Raw genomic sequence first — 20277 nt, 5'->3', positions numbered from 1 at the left:
CCGGCGACGATTGTGCTCGCGCCGAACAGGATAAACAGCCCGATAATCACGGTCGCGCCAAAGCGCCAGTTCATCCGCCCGGTCAGCATCATAAAGCCGATGGCCGCAACCGCCATAACCGCGATGGCTGTCGCCACATTGCCGAGCAGCGTACCTTGCAGCCATGCCAGCGCATTGACGATTGGCCCCGATCCCTGCGGATCGGCGGCTTGCTGCGCCAGCGCGGCAGTAGGCGAAAACGCAGCGGCCAAAACGGCGAGACGAGACATTAGATGCATTTACTGGGTTCTCCGGGAATGGTTGGACAGTCTGCCCATGATGGCAGCGACATAGTTCTGGGTTTCGCGAATGCGGGGGATGCCGCCCGCGCGGATGACGCGGCCCGGGCCGGCATTGTAGGCCGCCAGCGCTTTCTCCAGATCACCGCCAAACCGGTCGAGCTGTTGGCGCAGATAGCGCGCGCCGCCTTCCAGATTGGCGAAGGGATCATTGGGGTTCACGCCAAGTTCGCGCGCGGTGCCGGGCATCAATTGCGCAAGCCCGCGCGCGCCCACGGGCGACACTGCGTTCGCGCGCCAGCGGCTTTCCTGCCACACGACTGCCTCGATCAGCGCGGGGCTCAAGTCGAACCGCTCCGACAATTCATAAACTTTGGCGACATATTGTGCCGGTATCAGCCCGGCTTGATAGGCCGCATCCATGATGGCTTCGGGAGGAACGGCAAAATCGGCAGACAATTGCGCTGGCGGAGCGTGTTCAAAGGAAATGTCAGGCGAAGTGATTTGCGGGCCACCCGCGATCCAGCGCGCGCCATCGTCTCCGATTTCCATGACATCTGCGAAGGCGGGAACGGCGGTGACCGACAGGCCGAAAAGCGCTGAAAACAGCGCCACTGCCCGGAGAATCACCTGACCCAAAATTCGCATGCGAAACACACTACAGGACCCGGCGATGACAGCAAGCCAGCCGCCTGTGGCTAAGTCGGAAATCACCCGAAGAATCGCAGCCGATGAAGCAACGCGAACAGGCCGCAAAGATCACATTGATGTGGTCAAATCTGGAAAATTGCTGCTCGATTTCCCGATTCCCGCCAACAAAACCGCCATTACTCACATTATAATGTGATTCAGGTGTTGCAAAATCACATTGCTGTGCTATCCGACTCGTATGACAGATCAAACATCCCAATCCGTTCAGGACCGCATCCGCACGTTGGTTGATGCGGGCAAAATGACCCGCGCAGGGATAGCCCGCGCCGCCGGTCTTCACGCCAATTCGCTGCGCGATTGCACCGAACAGAGCTGGAATCCCACCGCCGATACGCTGGGCAAGCTCGAGACGTTTCTCAAAGCCAATGATGACCGTCCGGTGCTCGCCAGTATCGAAGAGATTATCGATGAGGCGCGCAACGGACGGATGTTCGTGCTGGTCGATGATGAAGACCGCGAGAATGAAGGCGATCTGGTCATCCCCGCACAAATGGCCACTCCCGCGGCGATCAATTTCATGGCCACGCATGGCAAAGGGCTGATTTGCCTGTCGCTCGATCGCAAGCGGGTTGAACATCTCGGCCTCGAACCGATGACGCGCAACAATCAGGAAAGCATGCAAACCGCTTTCACCGTTTCGATCGAGGCGAAAGAAGGCGTGACCACGGGCATTTCCGCGGCTGATCGCGCTCGCACCGTTTCGGTTGCGATCGATGCGGGCAAAGGCCCCGATGACATTGTTGCGCCAGGCCATGTGTTCCCGCTGGTCGCGCGCGATGGCGGGGTATTGGTGCGCGCAGGCCATACAGAAGCCGCGGTCGATATTTCGCGATTGGCAGGGCTCAATCCGTCGGGCGTGATTTGCGAGATCATGAATGAAGACGGGACAATGTCACGCCTCGATGATCTGATCACTTTTGCGCGCAAGCACGATTTGAAAATGGGCACGATTCGCGATCTGATCGCTTACCGCCTACGCAACGATCATCTGGTCGAACTGGTCAGCGAGAGCCAGCTGCAATCGGATTATGGCGGCGATTGGCGCGCCATGACCTATCGCAGCAAGGTTTCCGGCGCGACGCATGTTGTCCTGCAGAAAGGCAATATCGATCCCGACACGCCGACATTGGTGCGGATGCATGCGATCTCTATCTTTGACGATGTCTTCGGGCAGACCGGCCCCAAGAAACGTCAGTTGCAACGCTCTATGGCCGCGATTGGGGACAAAGGTGCGGGGCTGATCGTGCTGATTATGCCCGACCGCCCGGAAAAACTGCAGGCCGAGATTGGCCGCCACCCTCCCGGTGAAGGGGAACTGCGCGATTACGGCATCGGCGCACAGATCCTGGTCGATCGCGGTGTGACTGAGATGGTATTGATGACCAATAGCGATCGCACCGTTGTGGGGCTGGAGGGGTATGGGCTGAGCGTGGTCGGGCGCGAACCCATCCCGCAATAGGTCTGGTCGGGCTGCCGGGTTAAGCCAGCGGGCTAGGCCAGCGGGTTAAGCCAGCACTTCGCGCAGCGTCTTATCGCTGCCCCATGTCTTGCTCGTATTGGTCAGATGCAGCCGCCAATGCGCCTCGGCTGCATCGGCATCGCCCGCTTCGATCAAATCGATCAATTTGGTGATCGACTTTACGCCTGCTTCGCGGTTGCGTTTGCGCTGGGCCACGTCGGCCGCCGCGGTCACGTGCCGCTTTTGATATTGCGCGATCACATCTTCGAGCACGCGCGTCAGGAAATACAGCGTGGCATTGCCGCCCACTTCCATCAGCACGCTGTGGAAATGGGCCGACGCGATCATATATTCGCGTTCCTGATTATCATCGGAAAAGGCCGCAAGCTTCGACACTTCTGCCCGCAATCTTGCCACCGCCGGCGCTGATGGCCGGTCTGACAGGGCGCGCACGACATAGGGTTCGAGAGCCAGCCGCGCTTCGTAAATATCGCTGACTTTGACTTCACTCGCTTGCAGAAAATAGCTGGCATAGCGCGAAACGCTTTCAACCTTGGGCAAGCTGACCCGCGCGCCTGAACGAGAGCCGCGCTTGACCTCGATCAGCCGTTCGGTCTCGAGAATGCGGAATGCTTCGCGCAGGCTCGGCCGCGAAATGCCGAACTGCTCCATCAGCTGCGCCTCGGGCGGCAAAGTATCGCCTTCGGACAGCTCGCCCTGGATTATCCGGCGGCGGATCGAATTGGCGACCAGCTCGGCGGTTTTGGGCACGCGCACGACTGCTTCCGCGCCCGGAAGCGCTCCATCCGATGTGTCCAAATCACTCACCAAATTCTCCTGATCACACCCCTATAGCGAACGCGCGATGACCATTTTCATCACTTCGTTCGATCCGCCAAAGATCCGCGCGATACGCGTATCGCGATACATCCGCGCAATCGGGTAATCGTTGATATAGCCTGCCCCGCCGTGGAACTGCAGGCACTTGTCGACCACTTCGCTTTGCAGTTCGGTCACCCAATATTTGGCCATGCAGGCGGTCGCCACATCGAGTTCGCCCTTGATATGTTTGGCGATACAATCATTGACGAAAATCCGTGCCGCGGTTCCGCGCGCTGCGAGATCGGCCAGAACGAACTGCGTGTTCTGGAAATCCCAGATTGTCTGGCCGAATGCCTTGCGTTCCTTCACATATTCGAGCGTAACCTCGAGCGCCTTTTCAATGCCTGTCATCGCGCCGACAGCGATAATCAGGCGTTCTTGCGGCAGTTCGCCCATCAGCTGGTAGAAGCCCTTCCCCTCAACTCCGCCAAGCACATTGTCGCCGGGGATGAACACATCATCAAAAAACAATTCCGATGTGTCCGCCGCGTCCTGCCCGATCTTGTCGAGCTTTTTGCCGCGCTGGAACCCTTCGGCACCTTCGGTTTCCAGCAGCATCAAAGAGATGCCCTTGGCTTTCTCGTTCGGGTCGGTCTTGGCAACCACGACGATGAAATCAGCAAGCTGGCCGCTGGAAATATAGGTCTTGGCACCGTTGAGCCGGTAGCCATTTCCGTCCTTGACCGCTGTAGTGGTAATGCTCTGCAAGTCTGACCCGACGCCCGGTTCGGTCATAGCGATCGCGCTGACCAGTTCACCGGTGACCAGTTTGGGCAGATATTTCTTCTTCTGCTCCTCGGTTCCGTGACGCACCAGATAGGGAAGGATGATGGTGTTGTGCAGGCTGGCGGCGAAGCCTTCGACGCCCTTTTTCGCCTGCTGGTCAATCACCACAAGATCGTGCCTGAAATCGCCGCCATGGCCGCCATATTCTTCGGGCACCGAAACGCCCAGCAATCCGGCCTCGCCCGCTTCGTTCCAGAATTCGCGTTCCACCTGGCCATCCTCGCGCCATTTGAGCACGCGTTTCTCGGGCGCTTTCTGTTCATAGAATTTGCCCACGGCATCGGCGAAGATGGCGATTTCTTCGTCTTCCATGAATTCCGGCTGCGGTACATTGATTGCGGGCATAGCGGCATCTCTCATCTGGTTGATTATATGTTTGCAATATCGCTCTCTTGTATCACTTAGTTAGATAAGTGCAACGCTTGCGAAATCATCCAAACCGCACCAAAGACTCGCCATGGAATTAATCGGACCAACATCGCAAAGCTTCATCTCCCAACGCACGCGGCTGCATTATGCCGATTGGGGCAATCATGGTGCGCCGCCGCTGATCTTGCAGCATGGCGGGCGCGATCACTGCCGCAGCTGGGATTGGGTGGCGGAGGAATTGCGCCATGACTGGCACGTGATTTGTCCTGACCTGCGCGGTCATGGCGATAGCGAGTGGACCAATACCGGCTATTATCCGATGACCGCCTATGTCTATGACTTTGCGCAGCTCGTGCATCAGCTCGAACTGGCGCCGGTTACGATTGTCGCCCACTCGCTCGGCGGGAATGTCGCGACACGTTACACCGGGCTCTATCCCGAAAATGTCCGCAAGCTGGTTAGCATCGAAGGCCTCGGCCCCAGCCCTGCAATGCAGGAAGAAATGGCCAAAACGCCATGGTTCGATCATCGCAAGCAATGGATCGACAAGAAACGCGATTCTTCGGCGCGGACTCCCAAGCGCTACGAAAGCTTCGAAGATGCGCTCGACCGGATGCACGAGGCGAACACCTATCTCAGCCGCACACAGGCAGAGCATCTGACCCGCAACGGCGCGATCCGCAACGAGGATGGAACCTGGAGCTGGAAATTTGACCCGCACCTCCACGCCTGGCCGCCTGATGACACGACGCTTGAGCAAGTCGAAGAGCTATGGGCCCGGATCACCTGCCCGACGCTGATGATTTACGGCAATGACAGCTGGGCCAGCAATCCGGAGAAAGACGGCCGCATCAAACACTTCGGCGAAAATGTCAGCGTATCCGCCTATGACCGGGCAGGCCATTGGGTGCATCACGACCGGTTCGACGATTTCGTCGAAGAAGTGAAGGGGTTTATCGTCTAGATACTCCGCGAGATTACTTCTTTCATAATCTCGTTGGTGCCGCCGAAGATCCGCGTTACGCGTGCATCGCGCCATAGCCGTGCGATCAGATATTCGTTCATATAGCCCGCGCCGCCATGCAATTGCAGCGCGGCATCGCAGGCTTCCCATTGCAAATCGGTGTGCCAAAGTTTCGCGGCGCTTGCTTCGTCGGTGGTCAGTTCGCCATTGAGGTGACGCGAAATTGCCCAATCGAGATGCGCCCAGCCGACCTGCAGCTTGGCCTTCAGATCGGCGAGCGTGAATTTGGTATTCTGGAATTCGAACACGGTCTGGCCAAAGGCTTTGCGGTCTTTGGTGAAATTCACTGCCTCGTCAAAGGCCCGCTGCGCAGAAGCCTGCGCACCCACCGCAATGCCCAACCGTTCCTGCGGCAATTCCTCCATCAAATGGATGAAACCGCGTCCTTCCTGTCCCAGAATATTGGTCTTGGGCACGCGGCAATCGTTGAAAAACAATTCCGACGTATCGGCGGAATGTTGCCCGATCTTGTCGAGATTGCGGCCGCGCTCGAAACCCGGCGTATCGGCATCGACCAGCACCAGCGATGTACCTTTGGCACCCAGCGTCGGATCGGTCTTGGCGACAACAATCACGCAGTCGGCATTCTGGCCATTGGTGATGTAGGTTTTGGACCCGTTGATCACCAGATGATTGCCATCTTCGACCGCGGTGGTGCGGATTCCTTGCAAGTCGCTGCCCGCGCCCGGTTCGGTCATTGCAATGGCGGTGATGATATCGCCGCTGACCATCCCGGGAAGATATTTCGCCCGCTGTTCGTCCGACCCAAGCCGTTCAAAATAATTGGCAGTGATATCGCTTTGCAGCGTGAAGCCAGCGGCAGAGCCGATGTAGGATAGTTCCTCGCACAAAACGCAGTTGAAGCCGAAATCGAGGCCGAGCCCGCCATTCTCTTCCTTGACTGTGGGGCAAAGTAGGCCCGCCTCGCCAACCGCTTTCCAGACCTCGCGCGGGACGATGCCGTCTTTCTCGTGCTGTTCGAGATGCGGCTCCAGATGCTGCGCAAACACTTTGCGCACCGTGTCGCGAAACATCTCGTGGTCTTCATTATAGGCGAAGCGGTTGGTTGTATCGAGCATTGCTATCGTCCCTTACGCCACCGTGCCTGCATCACGCAGCGCGGCGATTTCGGCGGCATCCATATCGAGCGAGCCGAGGATTTCGTCGCTGTCATCGCCGGGCAGCGGAGCCGGTGCGGGTGTCTCTGTCTTTGTGCCGCTGTAACGCGGGGCGGGCGCGGGCTGCATATCGCCGGCAATCTCGACAAAGGTTTCGCGCGCGACGTTGTGCGGATGCACCACAGCCTCGCTCATGGTCAGAACGGGCGCGTAACACACATCGGTATGCTCCATGATCGCGTTCCATTCGGCCTGCGTTTTGCCTTTGAACAACGCCTCCAGCTTGGCTTTCAGATCAGGCCACGCCGCGCGATCTTGCTGCGCATCAAAGGCCGCGTCCTCTTCCAGACCGGCTAGCCGGCGAAGCTCGGCGTAGAATTGCGGTTCGATGCTGCCGATCGAGACGAATTTGCCATCAGAGGTTTCGTATGTGTCATAATAATGCGCGGCCGTATCGAGCATATTTGCGCCCAATTCTTCCGACCAGACGCCCATATTCTTCATGCCGTGGATCATACCCATCAGCGCCGCTGTGCCATCGGTCATCGCGCAATCGATGACCTGGCCTTCGCCGCCGCGCGCAACATTGAGCAGCGCGGAGGACATACCGAATGCCAGCATCATCCCGCCACCGCCAAAATCGCCGACCATATTGATCGGCGGCGTCGGCTTTTCTCCCTTGCGCCCGAAATGCGCAAGCGCACCGGCAAGCGCGATATAGTTGATGTCGTGACCGGCCGCTTGCGAATAGGGGCCGGTCTGGCCCCAACCCGTCATCCGGCCATAGACCAACTTGGGATTGTCCTCGAGCAACTCTTCCGGGCCAAGGCCCAGCCGCTCCATCACACCCGGGCGGAAGCCTTCGATTATGCCATCAGCGCTCGCGCAGAGCTTGCGCGCCAACGCGACACCTTCTTCGCTTTTCAGGTTGATCGCGATCGACTTTCGCCCGCGCGCCAGCACATCCTTGGTGCTGAGCGGCGTGGTGCCGCCTCGGCTGCCCGATGCACGGTCGATGCGGATAACCTCCGCACCGTGATCGGCCAGCATCATCCCGCAGAATGGGCCGGGGCCGATCCCCGCGAATTCGACAATACGGATTCCTTCGAGTGGACCGGCCATAATTCTTACTTACCCTTCCAATTCGGCGCACGCTTCTCGGCAAAGGCAAGCGAGCCTTCGCGTGCATCTTCGGACATGAAGACCTGCGGGAGCAGTTTCGCTTGCTCCTCATACCGCTTGTCGAGCGCCCATCCGCGCGATTCCACCACAATCTGTTTGGATACTTTCACCGCCAGCGGACCATTCGCGGTGATGGCGTTGGCCAGTTCGATCGCCGCATCCAGCGCCGGGCCATCGGTGACGCGGTTGAGCAGGCCCAGATCATAAGCGCGCGCCGCGTCGATAAAATCACCGGTAAGCGCCAGCTCCATTGCAACTTTGGGAGAGATCAGATCGGGCAGCTTCATCAAACCGCCAGCCGCAGCAGCAAGGCCGCGCTTGGCTTCGGGTATGCCAAATTTCGATTTATCATTCGCCACGATCATGTCGCAGGCGATCATCAATTCCATCCCGCCGGCAAGGGCATATCCCTCTACCGCCGCGATAAGGGGTTTGACCGGGCCTTTTTCTGTCAAGCCGCCAAATCCCCGACCGGGAACCGATGGGCTTTCGCCTTTCAAAAAGCCTTTCAAATCCATACCCGAACAAAAAGTACCGCCCGCGCCGGTCAGAATCCCCACACGCAGATCGTCAGATGCATCGAGGTGATCCAACGCCGCCGCAATGGCTTCCGACGCGGCCTTGGTCATCGCGTTCTTCGCCTCGGGACGGTTGATCGTGATAATCAGAATCCCGTCCTGTTCCTGGGTAAGGACTTCGTCGGTCATAACTCTACTCTCCGCTATCTATCTGGCCGCGACCACTTGCCGCCGCCTTTATGCTGACATATATAACTAGGTGAACTAACTTGTCACCACGCTATTTCGCTAAAGCAGAGGAACCCCAATCATGGCAGAAGCCTATATCATCGACGCAGTCCGCACCCCGCGCGGCATCGGCAAAGTAGGCAAGGGTTCGCTCGCGAACGAGCATCCGCAGCATCTCGCCGCCACGGTGATGAAAGCGATCAAGGATCGCAACAATCTGGACACGTCGACAGTCGATGATGTGATCTGGTCGGTCTCTACACAAGACGGCAAGCAAGCGGGCGATCTGGGCCGGATGGCCGCGCTCGATGCGGGCTATGACATCACATCCAGCGGCACCACGCTCGACCGCTTTTGCGGTGGCGGGATCACTTCGGTCAATTTCGCCGCGGCACAAGTGATGAGCGGCATGGAAGATTGCGTCGTCGCGGGCGGAACAGAAATGATGAGCCTGACCGCCGAAATGACAAAAGAAAAAATGGGCGCCGGGCTCAAGCCGCCGATGATGGGCAGCTACAATGAACGCCTGGCCAAGGTGCATCCGCAATCGCATCAGGGGATTTGCGGCGATGCCATTGCCAGCCTCGAAGGGTATACCCGCGAAGAGCTGGACGAAGTCGGCTATCGCAGCCAACAGCGTGCCGATGCCGCGATCAAAGCGGGCAAATTCGACAAGAGCGTAGTTCCGGTGCTCGATGATGAAGGCAATGTGATCCTCGACAAGGACGAATATCCGCGCCCGCAAACCACGCGCGAAGGGCTGGCCGAATTGGAGCCCGCTTTCGCCAAAATCGCCAATGTTCCGCTCGACGCCAATGGTACGACCTTTGCCGGTCTGGTTAACCAGAAATACCCCGATCTGGAAATCAAGCACTTCCACCATGCGGGCAACAGCTCGGGCGTGGTTGACGGCGCGGCGGGTGTACTGGTCACTTCAGAAGATTATGCCAGGAAAAACGGCCTCAAACCCCGTGCGCGCATCGTCGCGACCGCCAATATGGGCGATGATCCGACCTTGATGCTCAACGCGCCCGTGCCGGCTGCGAAAAAAGTTCTTGAGAAAGCGGGCCTGACCAAAGACGATATCGATCTTTGGGAAATCAACGAAGCTTTCGCAGTGGTCGCGCATAAATTCGTCACCGATCTTGGCCTCAGCTGGGATAATGTGAACGTCAATGGCGGCTCGATCGCTCTTGGCCATCCGATTGGCGCAACCGGTTCGATCCTGATCGGAACCGTGCTCGACGAATTGGAAGCAACCGGCGGTCGCTACGGCCTTGTCACCATGTGCGCTGCGGGCGGCATGGCGCCGGCAGTGATCATCGAACGGGTGGAAGATTTCGTTTGACAGGCGGCCTCTGACCGACTGATACAATCCGCACTAAATCCAATTACTTACGGTCAATCTGCTTTTGCGGCAGGTTGACCTCGGCGGAGCTTTTATGATTTTCACCAGAGGTGCGGTCGCGATCAGTGCGGCGGCGGTTTTTGCCACTTTGCCTGCAAGCAACGCGGCGGCGCAAACCGAGGCGCAAGTGCGCGATGCATTTGTGAAGTTCACCGCGGCCCAGCGGTCGCTTGGCATGAACGAATCCTGTGCGGTGCTCGATCAGGCAGAAACGCGTTACGCAGACGCGATGATTGGCGAGCTCAAATCCCCGCTTGCAAGAATTCTTGGCGACCAGTTCAAGCCAGAAGAGATCTGGGAAGAAGGGCGCGTCCTGTTCGAAGGATGCAAGAGCCGCGACGAAGCATCCGATGCATGGAAACAGATCGATTTCGTCAAGCAGATGAGCGCAGCGTCGGTCATCGCCGCCAGCCTTATTCCGATGTCACCCGATGATTGCATCGGAAAATCGAACAGCCCGGTTTCCGCCGGCCAGCTCAAGATTGCCGCCGATCGCGTAAAGGCTTCGCTGCAATCCAGCCAGCAAGAACCGGTTCTGGCCGCCGCCAAAAGCATGGTCCCGCTGTTCGAACAAGGATGCGCAGAGAAAAAGGATTATTACTATCCATCGACCTTCGGCCCGGCTTTGGCGAAAGTCGCGGCCCTGCGCCAATTGCGCTCCACTCCTGCGGGTACGAGCGATGCAGGCCTGGCCGGAATTGGAGAGCCGGAAAAAAGCGCGATTGATCCATGGATCGGGCCGTGGGAATCCTATTTCCTGAATTATCGGATGGGCGACTATGCCAGTGTGACAGCGTACCGGACACTTTCTTCCGGCAAAGCGGTGGCAAAATTCCGCGTGAGTGCGGGCGGCGCTTTCAGTGGAAGCGGCAACGTCTATTTCACGCGCGACGGAAAGATCGAAGCGAGTTTCGACAAGGACTATGATTCGATTGTATTGAAGTCCGTGGAGGGCGACCGAAGCTACGTTCTGCTGCGCACCAACCCGTCGGTCAGCCCCGACTTCTTTGGCAATAATCGCGCCGAATTTGCGATGAACAGCGAAACGCTCAAACGCTTCATCAGCGAGAATGATGAAGACGCCGACTTCTACATCCAATACCGGCCCGAGTTGAAAGGCGAACTTCGCCGCTTCCTCAACAGTGCAAGCAAGAATTCGGTAAAGGTCAATATGGGCGATCTGGTGCGCGCATCTCGCTGGGCGATGGCCCCTTCACCGGACTAACTCACCGCCGCGATAGTTCGCGGGTGTAGTCGACCAGTTCCTCCAGAACCTTGGGTTCTTTGGTCTTGGTCTGCGCCTGCCATTTCGCATCTTTGGCCAGTTTGTCGAGATGCGCGTCGGCGGCGGGCAATTGTGCGATCATTGCGTGTTTGATCTGATCGAGTTCGGCGGCTGACGGTTCGGCTTTGCAGAACATGTCGCAGATCGCGCGGTCTTGAATCGCGAGTGAGGCGGGCAAGGTGAGGATGCCGTCGCGCAGATCTTCCTCGCCGCCACCGCCAAGCCCCTCCAGCCCTTTCACGTCGCCAACATCGTCGCAGCCGTGATAGAGCATGCCGATCAGCCGGCCGAAGCGGCGCAACGTGTCATCGCGCGTAGCCAGACAGGCGCAGGTTTCGAACATCGATCCGGTGTCTTCGCCAGCGATTTCTTCCCAATCGGCGACACCCAAAGGCTGCCGGCGCAAGCGCCATTGCGCGCATTCGGCCACGCCCAGCCGCTTCACCAGATCGGCGAACATTCGGATGTCATGCGGGTCATCGGCGGACATATCGAAGCCTTCGGCAACGATGAAGCCCGACGCCATCAATGCGGGCAGTGATCCGAATTTTGCGTGGAGCGAGGGGATCCCGCGCCGTTCGTCAGAGTGATCGAGAATATCATCCACGATCAGCGTCATATTGTGCATCATTTCGAGCACCGCGGCCGAACGGATCATGGTGTCCGGGATGTCCGCCTTCGCCCCATGCGTCGCGCGGTAGCAGCCGAAGATCGTCAGCGGACGGAAATATTTCGACCCTTCGACAAATTGCCATTCGAGCAGCGGCTTCAGATCGGTGCCGGTGCCCGCAATCCATGTGTTGAGCCATGTCCGCACGCGGTCCATCTCTTCGACAAAGCCGAGATCGGACACGATGCCCGCGGTAACTGTATCCAAACCTGAATTGTTCAACTCAGCATTCCTCTAAATGGTCAGAAGTTTAGCGTTTCGGGCGCCAGCGCCGGGTCTTTTGTGAAGGCGAAGGCCCGGTATTCGCCCGCCGCGCGCCGCCCAAAACCCGGTCCGAATATGTTTCGGTGGCGTAGCTGGCGAACTCACCCAGAACCATCAGGATCGCGGTCCCCAGGCCAATGAAATTGTCATCATCGTGGTTGGAAGCCGCGGTCGAATTGCCGTCATTGTCCGGCTCCAGCACGCTGCGCCAGAACCAATAGGCGGTGGTCCACCAGTCCAGAACATAGATCATCGGCAGCAGGACCTTATGTTCGGACTGCAGGGCGTTGCCCAGATCCTGCAGGCCCGTTTGGCCCTGTTTGTCGCGCTTGCTTTCGACACAGAATTTCGCAGCATAGGCGAATGGCATCAAAGCCAGCTTGGCACCGCGCAGCGCCGCATCGCTGAAAGTGGTGTGCTTCACGATTTCGATGGGCTTGCCCAGAGGGTCTCCCCTGCGCTTGGCCGCTTCGAATTGCTGGGTCGCCTTTGCCGCCAGAACTCCACTTTCCACCGCGCCTTCGATTGTCGCCATATCGACATTGCTGCGGCATAGATCGCCGGCGAAGAAGACGCCGGGCAAGGTGTCGGGATAGGATGTTTCGGGGCGGAAATCCCAGCTACCGACCTGGTTCAGAAACAGCGCGAAGTCGGCATTGGATCGGGCGAAGGTCTTGTCCCAGTCGATATCGCAATCGGGGTCTTCCCAGCCGCTGCCGATATCGATGGCGGGATAGTATTTCTTGAGCTCCTCGAGCATTGCCCAGCCCCATTCGGGAGTGGTCTTGCCTGGCAGTGCCTCGCCATCGGATGCCGCGAGGACGAGCGCGGTTTTCCCGTCAAATTGCTGGGCAGGCCAGAGCTGCGAAATGTCGAGAACCGAAAGACCATACTGCGCGCCGGCCAACCCGATATTCTCGGCCGGAAAGTGGGGGAGCGTGGTCTTGAGATAAAGATCGATCACCGGGATCGGAACACCGCCAAGGCGGCGCAACTGCGCCAGCGAAGGCTCGCGGTCGATCAGCCGGTCTCCGCTGCCGCTGCGCGAACCGGCGGACACCAGCTGGTTGAGAACCGGCGCCGGGGCTGCGAGGATTACCTGATCGAATGCGCCGCTCTGCGCGCGCCCGTTTGATCCGGTGCGCTTCCAGCGCAGAACCGGCTTGTCATCGACCAGTCGAACAGAGGTAACTTCTGTTTCGCATCGGATCGTCGCACGATGGCGTTCGAGCAATTGCTTGATCGGCTCGATGATTTTGTCGTTGAGACTGCCCTTGAGCATATGCGCAAACGGCGCGTCATTGGGAAATGTCAGCGTGTGCCGGATAAAGTCCTGATAGGTAACCGCCGCCGTCCGCTCGCTCTGGATCGACCAGATCACCTGCAACATATAATTGACCATCTGCGCGACATCTTCGGTCGCATAGCCGGTCGAATAGAGGAAGCCGTTGACGTCAAGCTTGTCGAGCTGGCCAAAGCCCTCGCGGCCCATCGGATAGCCGGCAATGTCGAGCGAGGTATAGCCGGTCAGCAGCATTTCCTCCGGCGACATCAGGCCCGATTTCAAATTCTCGACAATAGCGTGCAGCGATGTCGGATTGAGCAGATCGACATATTCGCTCGCCCCTTGCGCGAACATCTTGACGCCCGGGCGCGGATCGAAATGGGCGGACTGGCTAAGGCCCAGCTCATTCTCGAACAGGTCCCAGAAATTGACGTACCAAGACGGGAACATATGCGGATAGACATCGTGCTCGACACCGTTGACCAATGTCGATGACATATTCCCGCCGAGCCGTTCGTTCTTTTCGAACACCGTCACATCGAATCCGGCTTTCTGCAGCTTTACCGCCGCCGCCAGCCCGGAAATCCCCCCACCGACAATCGCCACGCTCTTGCCTTTGCCGCTGGGAACTTTGCCGATCGAGGCCGCCGGGGAACGCCGCGACTGCGCTTTCGGTTTTGCTTTTGCCGCCGCTGTTTTCTTCGGCGCTGCCTTTTTCTTCACCGGTGTCTTCATAGACCGTCCCCCGTCTCGAATGGTCCCCTCAGCCGCGGGTTCTCGCGCTGCGTGAATGATGGCCCCAGCTTGCTTGCCGCGCGGACAATGTCTGACAGCCATGACATGTGCCAGGCACGGTCGTCTTGCACAGATGCGCGCCAGGCCGATTGCCACAAATTCCAATCACCAACGAACCCGTCCAGCGGCATTCCGCGCCCCGCCACAAGGTCCTGGATCGCGCCCGCCCCGCCTTCGGCAATATGCGCTGCAATGCCCGACCATATCTGCGCCGCCATTGCCGCTGGCTGGACATTGCAGCCGCCAAAGCCCGTGCCCGATACGCGGGCAAATTCGCGATCATGCTGCGCGCGTTCGAAGCCTTGCCGGGTCATGCTGAGGAAGAAATCGCCGAAATGGCGGTTGCGCATCATTGTGGCGTAGAAGCTGAGATAGAGCATGCCGTGATCGAAATAGGAGCGGAAATCATGCTCATAGCGGGCGAAATCTTCCTCTTCGAAGCGCCCCCGCTCAAGACAATCGGCGATGGTGCGCGATCCGATGATCGAGGATTCCATCCCCTGCGTGATCCCTTCCGCTGTCATCGGATCGACAAAGGCCCCAGCATCGCCGACCAGCAAACCGCCGGCAAAATGATTGCGCTCTATCGCCCCATACATATGCACCGCACCGCCCAGCGGTTTGGTCATCATGGTCGCTTTCTCGCATCCGGGATGACGGTATTTGAGCCGGTCCATACTCTCGCGGAAACATTGCTGGACCGAAATATCGAACCGTTCGCATGTCTCGCTGAGCATGCCCATCCCAGCATTGGCGCGCCCGCCGCCGGTCGGGAATACCCAGCCGTAACCGGGGTAGTGATCGTCATCGAACCAGATACAGGCTTCGTCCTCATCCATCTCGACCCCTTCGAGATAGACTCGCTGCGACACGCCGATATGGCGCTTGTCATCGCGACGTAGACCAAAGGCATTGGCGACGACGGATTGCACGCCATCGGCACCGACCACGACCGGCGCGGTCAGTTCGCCGGAGCCATTCTTGGTCTTTGTCCCAACCGTTACCATTTCGCCGTCGCGAGTGACGGATTTGACCGATGTGCCATAGAAAACGCGCGCGCCGGCCTTGGCGGCATTCTCCAACAGGCCATGGTCAAGCTGGTCGCGTGGAACGATATGGCCGTGCCGCGGCATGCCCGCTTCGCCTTCATAATAGGCGACATCATTCTGGTAGGCGATATGCGGCCCGTAATAGGCCCGCACGCGATCAATCGCCGGACGCTCGCTCAGCCCCAACGCCTCGCCGCAGCCCATCCGTGCGATGATACGCAAGCCGGCGGGTTCGACAAAATCACCGCACACTTTCTCGCGCGGGAAAGTGCTGCGTTCGATGACGGCGACATTGATCCCCCGTTTAGCCAGCGCCCATGCCATCGCCGCGCCTGACGGGCCGCCGCCCGCCACGATGACATCGAATTTTCCGCTTGTCCCCATCCGGTGCCCCCAACCGGCGGCGAGTGCCGGAATTTCTTACACTGCTGACTTGGACGCGTGACGATTGCAAGTATTTCAGCAGCCTATCTGCCGATTAATTGGGATATCACGATCTAGATTAAGTTTTGGGCGCAAAATTTACAGTAAAGCGCCCAGCCGCCTGTCAGGTCTGGACGTTGCCACGGGCCCTTTTGGCAAACTCCTTGGCGGCTTTCTCGTCTTTGATCAGGCTCTCGCTGACGACCGGCACTTGCACTCCGGCGCGCATCGCCGGCCGCTGCTTCATCGCATCGAGCCAGCGGTCCAGATTGTCCAATCCATCGCGTGACACACCCGACCACCGATAGGTCCGGACCCAGCACCAATTGGCGATGTCAGCGATGGAGAAATCATCGCCCAGCCATTCGCTTTCGCCCAATCGAGTGTCGAGCACTTCGAACAGCCGGCGCGATTCATTCTGGTATCGGCTGATCGCGGTTGGAATCTTTTCGGGCAGATAGCGGAAGAACACATTGGCCTGCCCCATCATCGGGCCGATCCCGCCCATCTGAAACATCAACCACGACATCACCCGCGCGCGCGCTTTGCTTTCAGTCGGCAAAAGCTTGCCGGTCTTATCCGCAAGATAGATCATGATCGCGCCCGATTCAAAGACGGCCAGACCATCATTGTCGCGGTCCACAATCACCGGAATCCGGCCATTGGGATTCATCGACAGGAACGCTTCTGTTTTCTGGTCACCAGCGGTCAGATCGACCAGATGCGCTTCATAAGGCACTCCCAATTCTTCCAATGTGCATGACGCCTTGTGGCCGTTCGGCGTCGGCGAAGTATAGAGATCGATCATGCTGGGCGTGCTCCGGTTGATATGCTTGTCATCAAAAACTAGCAGTGCGATATGGCACCTACAATGTCGAAATTAAGGCCCGGAGCACCGCGATGACGCTGACTTTCTACGACTGCAAAACCGCGCCCAGCCCGCGCCGCGCACGGATTATTCTGGCGGAAAAGAACGCGCCGCATGATGTGGTGGAGATTGACCTGCGGACCGCCGAACAAATGGGTGAGGCCTTTCGCGCGATCAATCCCAATGCCACGGTGCCGGCGCTGAAGCTGGAGGACGGAACCGTGCTGACCGACAATGCGGGGATCGCCGCATGGCTGGAGGCGACCTATCCCGAACCGCCGCTGATGGGCGTTTCACCCACCGACAAGGCCGACATCGCCACATGGCAAGCGAAAGTGGAAATGGAATTCGGTATGGGTGTCGCCAGTGCACTGCGAAACTCCAACCCGGCAATGAAAGATCGAGCGCTGCCCGGTCCACATGACTACCCGCAGATTCCTGAATTGGCCGTGCGCGGTTTCGCGCAAGTGGACAATTTTCTCGACAAGTTTGACGCGCATCTTGCCGATCATGAATTTGTCGCGGCTGGTCAGCTGTCGGTGGCAGATGTCACGGCCTATGTGTTTGTCGATTTCGCCAAAGTGGTGAAGAAACGCCCGCTCGAAACGCATGCAAATGTCGCCAAATGGCATGCGCGGCTGAAACAGCGCCCCGCCTTCCAGCTTTAGCGTACCGCTTAGGACCTGCAGCGGGCCTTGGCTTTTTCCAGAGGCACAAGGCTGTTTTCGCGGTCAACCGACGATATCTCCGACCGCTTCGCCACCTCTTCCCAGATGTCCAGCGCGGCCAGATTGGCGGCGCAGGCCGCAGCGCTTTGGCCCGCTTCATCGAGCGTGTCGGCAAGCCCCTGCTGACCGGTTGCAACATCGCGCAGATAGCCAAGATTGTCCGGCTCGTTGGCCAGTGCCTGCTCGCGCTTGGCCAGCGATTGCCGGGCCAGCGCAATTGCCTCTGCATTTCGGCCAAGATCGAGCAGCACGAACAGCTTTTGCGAATGCAGCGTGTCGAGACGTGATTTCGCCCCTTCGTCATCGGGATCGCGATTGATGATGAAATTTGCGTAGCGCTCTGCCAGTTCAAGATCGGCCAGCGCTTTTTGCGGCTGCTCCATATCGCTGTGGATCAATGAACGCTTGAACAATGTCGCAATCAGATTCAGCCGCCTGTCATCGCGCTTCCCGGCGGGAGCTTCGCGAAACAGCCGGTCATAGATTGCAAAGGCGCGGTCCATCGGTGGAAGCGAACGGGCATAATCTTCTTTCCCGACTTCGAGGAACCATGACCTTGTATAGCCCAGCTCGGAATAGAGGCTGGCCAAAGCGATTTCGAAATCCTCTTTCTGTTTGGCCAGAACCCGATCCGCTTCGAGCTCTTCGATCAGTTTGAGAATCCGTGCTTCGCCTTCCGGCCCCTTGTCGATCCAGACGAAGGGCTTTGCCGCCTGCAAGCGCGAGCGATACCACGCAAAGCGGTAATCGGCCGATTGCGGGTCTTTGTCGATCAGCGCGCTATACAGGCTGGCCGATCGTTCGGCAGGCGCGATTGATCCTTCATTGTCGTCTTCCGCAATGAATTTGAAAATTGCCTCCGAATAGAGCGCGCTCGCCAAAGCTTCGGTAATATCGGCGCGTCCGGGCTCTTCGCGATGCAGTTCGTCCAGATCGGCCAATGCCCGATCAAGGAATTGCCGCGCATCTTCGCGGCGGCCCAGATTGGCGCCTTCGGGATTGCCCGACACGGTCGATAGCCGGTGATATCCGCGGGCGATTTCCAACCGCAGGTCGGGATCAAGATTGTCGCCCGCGCTCAGCCTTTCGAGATAGGCTTTCGATTCATCGGCAATGTGCGAAAGCGCCTTGGTATTGCCCGAAACCGGTTCAAGCTCGTCATACAATTCGAACAGCATGAAATTGGCGATCCCGCGTACTTCGTCAAACCGGGCCTCTGCCTGATCGCGCGCTTCGGCGGCTTGCGACCACCACCAACCGGTTGCCCCCGCGCCCGCGATCGTGGCGACAACCAGCGCCCCGATCGCCCCGGCAAGCGCAGTGTTGCGCAGGCCCCATTTTTGCACGCGATAGAATGTGGAACCGGGCATCGCCTCGACCGGGCGACCATCTAGGTAAAGCCGGATATCCTCCGCCAACCGCTCCATTGCGGGGTATCGATCATCCGCATTGTCGGCGGTGGCCTTGGCGATAATCGCATCCAGCTCTGGCGCGCGGGGTGCATCGATCATCTCTGCCAGCATATGGCCGACCGAATAGATATCGCTTTGCACCGTCGACGCATCGCCCGCCAGCCGCTCTGGCGCGGCATAGCCGGGCGTCAAAGTCATCGCGGTCAGCGGAATCTTGGCGGAATCGCTGATGACCTCTTCACCATCAGGGCGGGCGATACCGAAATCGATCAGCTTGGCCTGCCCCTCTGCATCGACCAGCACATTGGCCGGGGTCAGATCGCGGTGGACGATAAGATTGCGGTGGGCATGCGCGGCGGCATCGCAGACCTGCAACAACAGGCGCAGACGCGCTTCCTCATCGGGCTCTCCCGCAGCCAGCCAAGACAGAAGCGCGGTTCCGTCAACGCGCTCCATAACAATATAGGGCTGACCGTCGCGGGTGGTTCCGCCATCGAACAGGCGTGTGATATTCGGGTGGTTCAACCGCGCGAGGATTTGCCGTTCGTGATTGAAGCGCGCGACCAGCCGTTCCGACAATATGCCTGGTTTGATCAGCTTGATCGCGACGGCATGTTCGAAATCACCCTCGTCGCGCTCGGCCGCGTAGACGGTGCCCATCCCGCCCGATCCGATGGTACCGGTAATCTTGTAAGCGCCGATGGAATCCGGGGGCGGCAGCGGCTCGACCGCATCCACCGCAGCGCCGGTTTGCATCGTCGCTGCCTTGTCAGCGCGCCAGATCTGGGTGACGCGCTGGCGCAGTTTGACGTTGGATCCGGTCTGCTCCGTCAACCATTTTTCGCGTATTTTGTCATCGATGTCGAGCATCGCTTCGAACAGCGTCAGGGCTTTGCGTTCTAGGGCTACGTCATCCATCTGGCAGCGGCTTCGTCAAGGCATCGGCAAGCCACGCCTTTGCAACTTGCCAGCGCCGCTTCACCGTGGGTTCGGACCAGCCCGTCACCTCGGCAATATCGCCAATAGTCATTCCGCCAAAATAGCGCATTTCGACAATCTCCGCGAAGCCGGGCTCTATGGCCTCTAACCTGATTAGCGCGGAATCGAGCAAATGCAGATCACGTGCCGGGCCGGCATCCTGATCGGGTTGCAGTTCGACTTTGAAATGCTCGCGCTTGCCTGCGTTGCGCGCCCGCGCCTGATCGACCAGCACGTTGCGCATCAGGCGCGATACCAGCGCGAGCAAATGCGCGCGATCGGTGATCTCGGGTTCGTTGGCCATGATGCGGAGCATGGCCTCATTGATTAAGTCATTGGTAGATAACGAACTTTTACTTTCATTGCGGAGCCGCGCTGCGCTAATTTGCTCAAGTTCCGGCAATATCCGCTGGATCAGCTTGTCCCGCGAAGACAAATTGCCTTCGCGCCAATCGGAAATCAGCCATTGTGTTTCGACGTGGGCAGCCATCTACGTCCCGTCCCCCTCTTAGGGATGGGGCTATAGAAGGCACGGCGGCTAGACAAGCCAATTTGCG

The 20277-nt window shown here is 58.7% G+C and carries 19 protein-coding genes; 6 read left to right on the top strand and 13 right to left on the bottom strand.

The genetic code is table 11. The features are described 5' to 3' along the window. The coding region (locus tag GRI41_RS14180) for a TrbC/VirB2 family protein (RefSeq protein ID WP_160605788.1) at positions 1-278 on the bottom strand (278 nt) is incomplete at its 3' end. Then, complete coding sequence (locus GRI41_RS14175) at positions 279-926, bottom strand: lytic transglycosylase domain-containing protein (protein ID WP_235901244.1); 648 nt, start codon at positions 924-926, stop codon at positions 279-281. 25 nt (positions 927-951) lie between these two features. Here GRI41_RS14175 and GRI41_RS14170 point away from each other — a divergent pair, with 25 nt between their 5' ends. Beyond that, positions 952-1125, top strand: coding sequence for a hypothetical protein (locus GRI41_RS14170; protein ID WP_160605787.1), 174 nt, complete (start codon positions 952-954; stop codon positions 1123-1125). 42 nt (positions 1126-1167) lie between these two features. Further along, entirely contained in the window at positions 1168-2448 is a 1281-nt protein-coding gene (gene ribB, locus GRI41_RS14165) for a 3,4-dihydroxy-2-butanone-4-phosphate synthase (protein ID WP_235901243.1), read from the top strand. A 45-nt stretch (positions 2449-2493) separates the two neighbouring features. Here ribB and GRI41_RS14160 read toward each other — a convergent pair whose 3' ends face one another. Together GRI41_RS14160 and GRI41_RS14155 are read right to left on the bottom strand one after the other, a co-directional pair. Beyond that, on the bottom strand, positions 2494-3276 hold the full coding sequence (locus GRI41_RS14160) for a FadR/GntR family transcriptional regulator (RefSeq protein ID WP_160605786.1): 783 nt from the start codon (positions 3274-3276) through the stop codon (positions 2494-2496). Between the two features lie 21 nt (positions 3277-3297). Further along, positions 3298-4461, bottom strand: a complete 1164-nt coding sequence (locus GRI41_RS14155; protein WP_160605903.1) for an acyl-CoA dehydrogenase family protein — start codon at positions 4459-4461, stop codon at positions 3298-3300. A 112-nt stretch (positions 4462-4573) separates the two neighbouring features. Between GRI41_RS14155 and GRI41_RS14150 the strand changes: the two genes are divergently transcribed. Further along, positions 4574-5449 (top strand): alpha/beta fold hydrolase, encoded by an 876-nt coding sequence (locus GRI41_RS14150; RefSeq protein WP_160605785.1) that lies wholly within the window; start codon positions 4574-4576, stop codon positions 5447-5449. On the opposite strand, the gene GRI41_RS14145 is transcribed toward GRI41_RS14150, so the two are convergent. From GRI41_RS14145 to GRI41_RS14135, 3 genes are read right to left on the bottom strand one after another with little or no spacing between them, the layout of a single operon-like run. Then, positions 5446-6588: an acyl-CoA dehydrogenase family protein gene (locus GRI41_RS14145; RefSeq protein ID WP_160605784.1), complete on the bottom strand. Its 1143-nt coding sequence runs from the start codon at positions 6586-6588 to the stop codon at positions 5446-5448. The genes GRI41_RS14150 and GRI41_RS14145 overlap by 4 nt on opposite strands. Positions 6589-6600: 12 nt before the next feature. Next, on the bottom strand, positions 6601-7749 hold the full coding sequence (locus tag GRI41_RS14140; RefSeq protein ID WP_160605783.1) for a CaiB/BaiF CoA transferase family protein: 1149 nt from the start codon (positions 7747-7749) through the stop codon (positions 6601-6603). Positions 7750-7754: 5 nt separating this feature from the next. Beyond that, positions 7755-8516, bottom strand: a complete 762-nt coding sequence (locus tag GRI41_RS14135) for a crotonase/enoyl-CoA hydratase family protein (RefSeq protein ID WP_160605782.1) — start codon at positions 8514-8516, stop codon at positions 7755-7757. Positions 8517-8637: 121 nt separating this feature from the next. Here GRI41_RS14135 and GRI41_RS14130 point away from each other — a divergent pair, with 121 nt between their 5' ends. Both GRI41_RS14130 and GRI41_RS14125 read left to right on the top strand, forming a co-directional pair. Then, positions 8638-9903 carry an acetyl-CoA C-acetyltransferase gene (locus GRI41_RS14130; protein ID WP_160605781.1) on the top strand — a complete coding sequence of 422 codons (1266 nt, stop codon included), beginning with the start codon at positions 8638-8640 and terminating at the stop codon, positions 9901-9903. A gap of 94 nt (positions 9904-9997) precedes the next feature. Further along, positions 9998-11188 (top strand): hypothetical protein, encoded by a 1191-nt coding sequence (locus GRI41_RS14125; RefSeq protein ID WP_160605780.1) that lies wholly within the window; start codon positions 9998-10000, stop codon positions 11186-11188. 1 nt (position 11189) lies between these two features. On the opposite strand, the gene GRI41_RS14120 is transcribed toward GRI41_RS14125, so the two are convergent. The 4 genes from GRI41_RS14120 to GRI41_RS14105 form a co-directional block, all read right to left on the bottom strand. Beyond that, the gene (locus GRI41_RS14120; RefSeq protein WP_160605779.1) at positions 11190-12125 is read right to left on the bottom strand and encodes a polyprenyl synthetase family protein; all 936 of its coding nucleotides are present in this window, start codon (positions 12123-12125) and stop codon (positions 11190-11192) included. A 43-nt stretch (positions 12126-12168) separates the two neighbouring features. Beyond that, positions 12169-14202, bottom strand: coding sequence for an FAD-dependent oxidoreductase (locus GRI41_RS14115; protein WP_160605778.1), 2034 nt, complete (start codon positions 14200-14202; stop codon positions 12169-12171). Then, positions 14199-15695, bottom strand: a complete 1497-nt coding sequence (locus GRI41_RS14110; protein WP_160605777.1) for an NAD(P)/FAD-dependent oxidoreductase — start codon at positions 15693-15695, stop codon at positions 14199-14201. The genes GRI41_RS14115 and GRI41_RS14110 overlap by 4 nt, the downstream gene beginning before the upstream one ends. Before the next feature lie 163 nt (positions 15696-15858). Next, positions 15859-16542, bottom strand: coding sequence for a glutathione S-transferase family protein (locus GRI41_RS14105; protein WP_160605776.1), 684 nt, complete (start codon positions 16540-16542; stop codon positions 15859-15861). Positions 16543-16634: 92 nt separating this feature from the next. Here GRI41_RS14105 and GRI41_RS14100 point away from each other — a divergent pair, with 92 nt between their 5' ends. Further along, positions 16635-17270, top strand: a complete 636-nt coding sequence (locus tag GRI41_RS14100) for a glutathione S-transferase family protein (RefSeq protein WP_160605775.1) — start codon at positions 16635-16637, stop codon at positions 17268-17270. A gap of 8 nt (positions 17271-17278) precedes the next feature. Here GRI41_RS14100 and GRI41_RS14095 read toward each other — a convergent pair whose 3' ends face one another. Both GRI41_RS14095 and GRI41_RS14090 read right to left on the bottom strand, forming a co-directional pair. Continuing rightward, entirely contained in the window at positions 17279-19660 is a 2382-nt protein-coding gene (locus GRI41_RS14095; RefSeq protein ID WP_160605774.1) for a serine/threonine-protein kinase, read from the bottom strand. Next, complete coding sequence (locus GRI41_RS14090; RefSeq protein ID WP_160605773.1) at positions 19653-20210, bottom strand: ECF-type sigma factor; 558 nt, start codon at positions 20208-20210, stop codon at positions 19653-19655. Before GRI41_RS14090 ends, GRI41_RS14095 begins: the two co-directional genes overlap by 8 nt. Positions 20211-20277 lie beyond the last annotated feature (67 nt).

Source organism: Pontixanthobacter aquaemixtae (genome assembly GCF_009827395.1).
GTDB lineage: Bacteria > Pseudomonadota > Alphaproteobacteria > Sphingomonadales > Sphingomonadaceae > Pontixanthobacter > Pontixanthobacter aquaemixtae.
The sequence above is the reverse complement of the archived record's forward strand: the minus strand, read 5'-3'. Positions and strand labels throughout refer to the sequence as shown.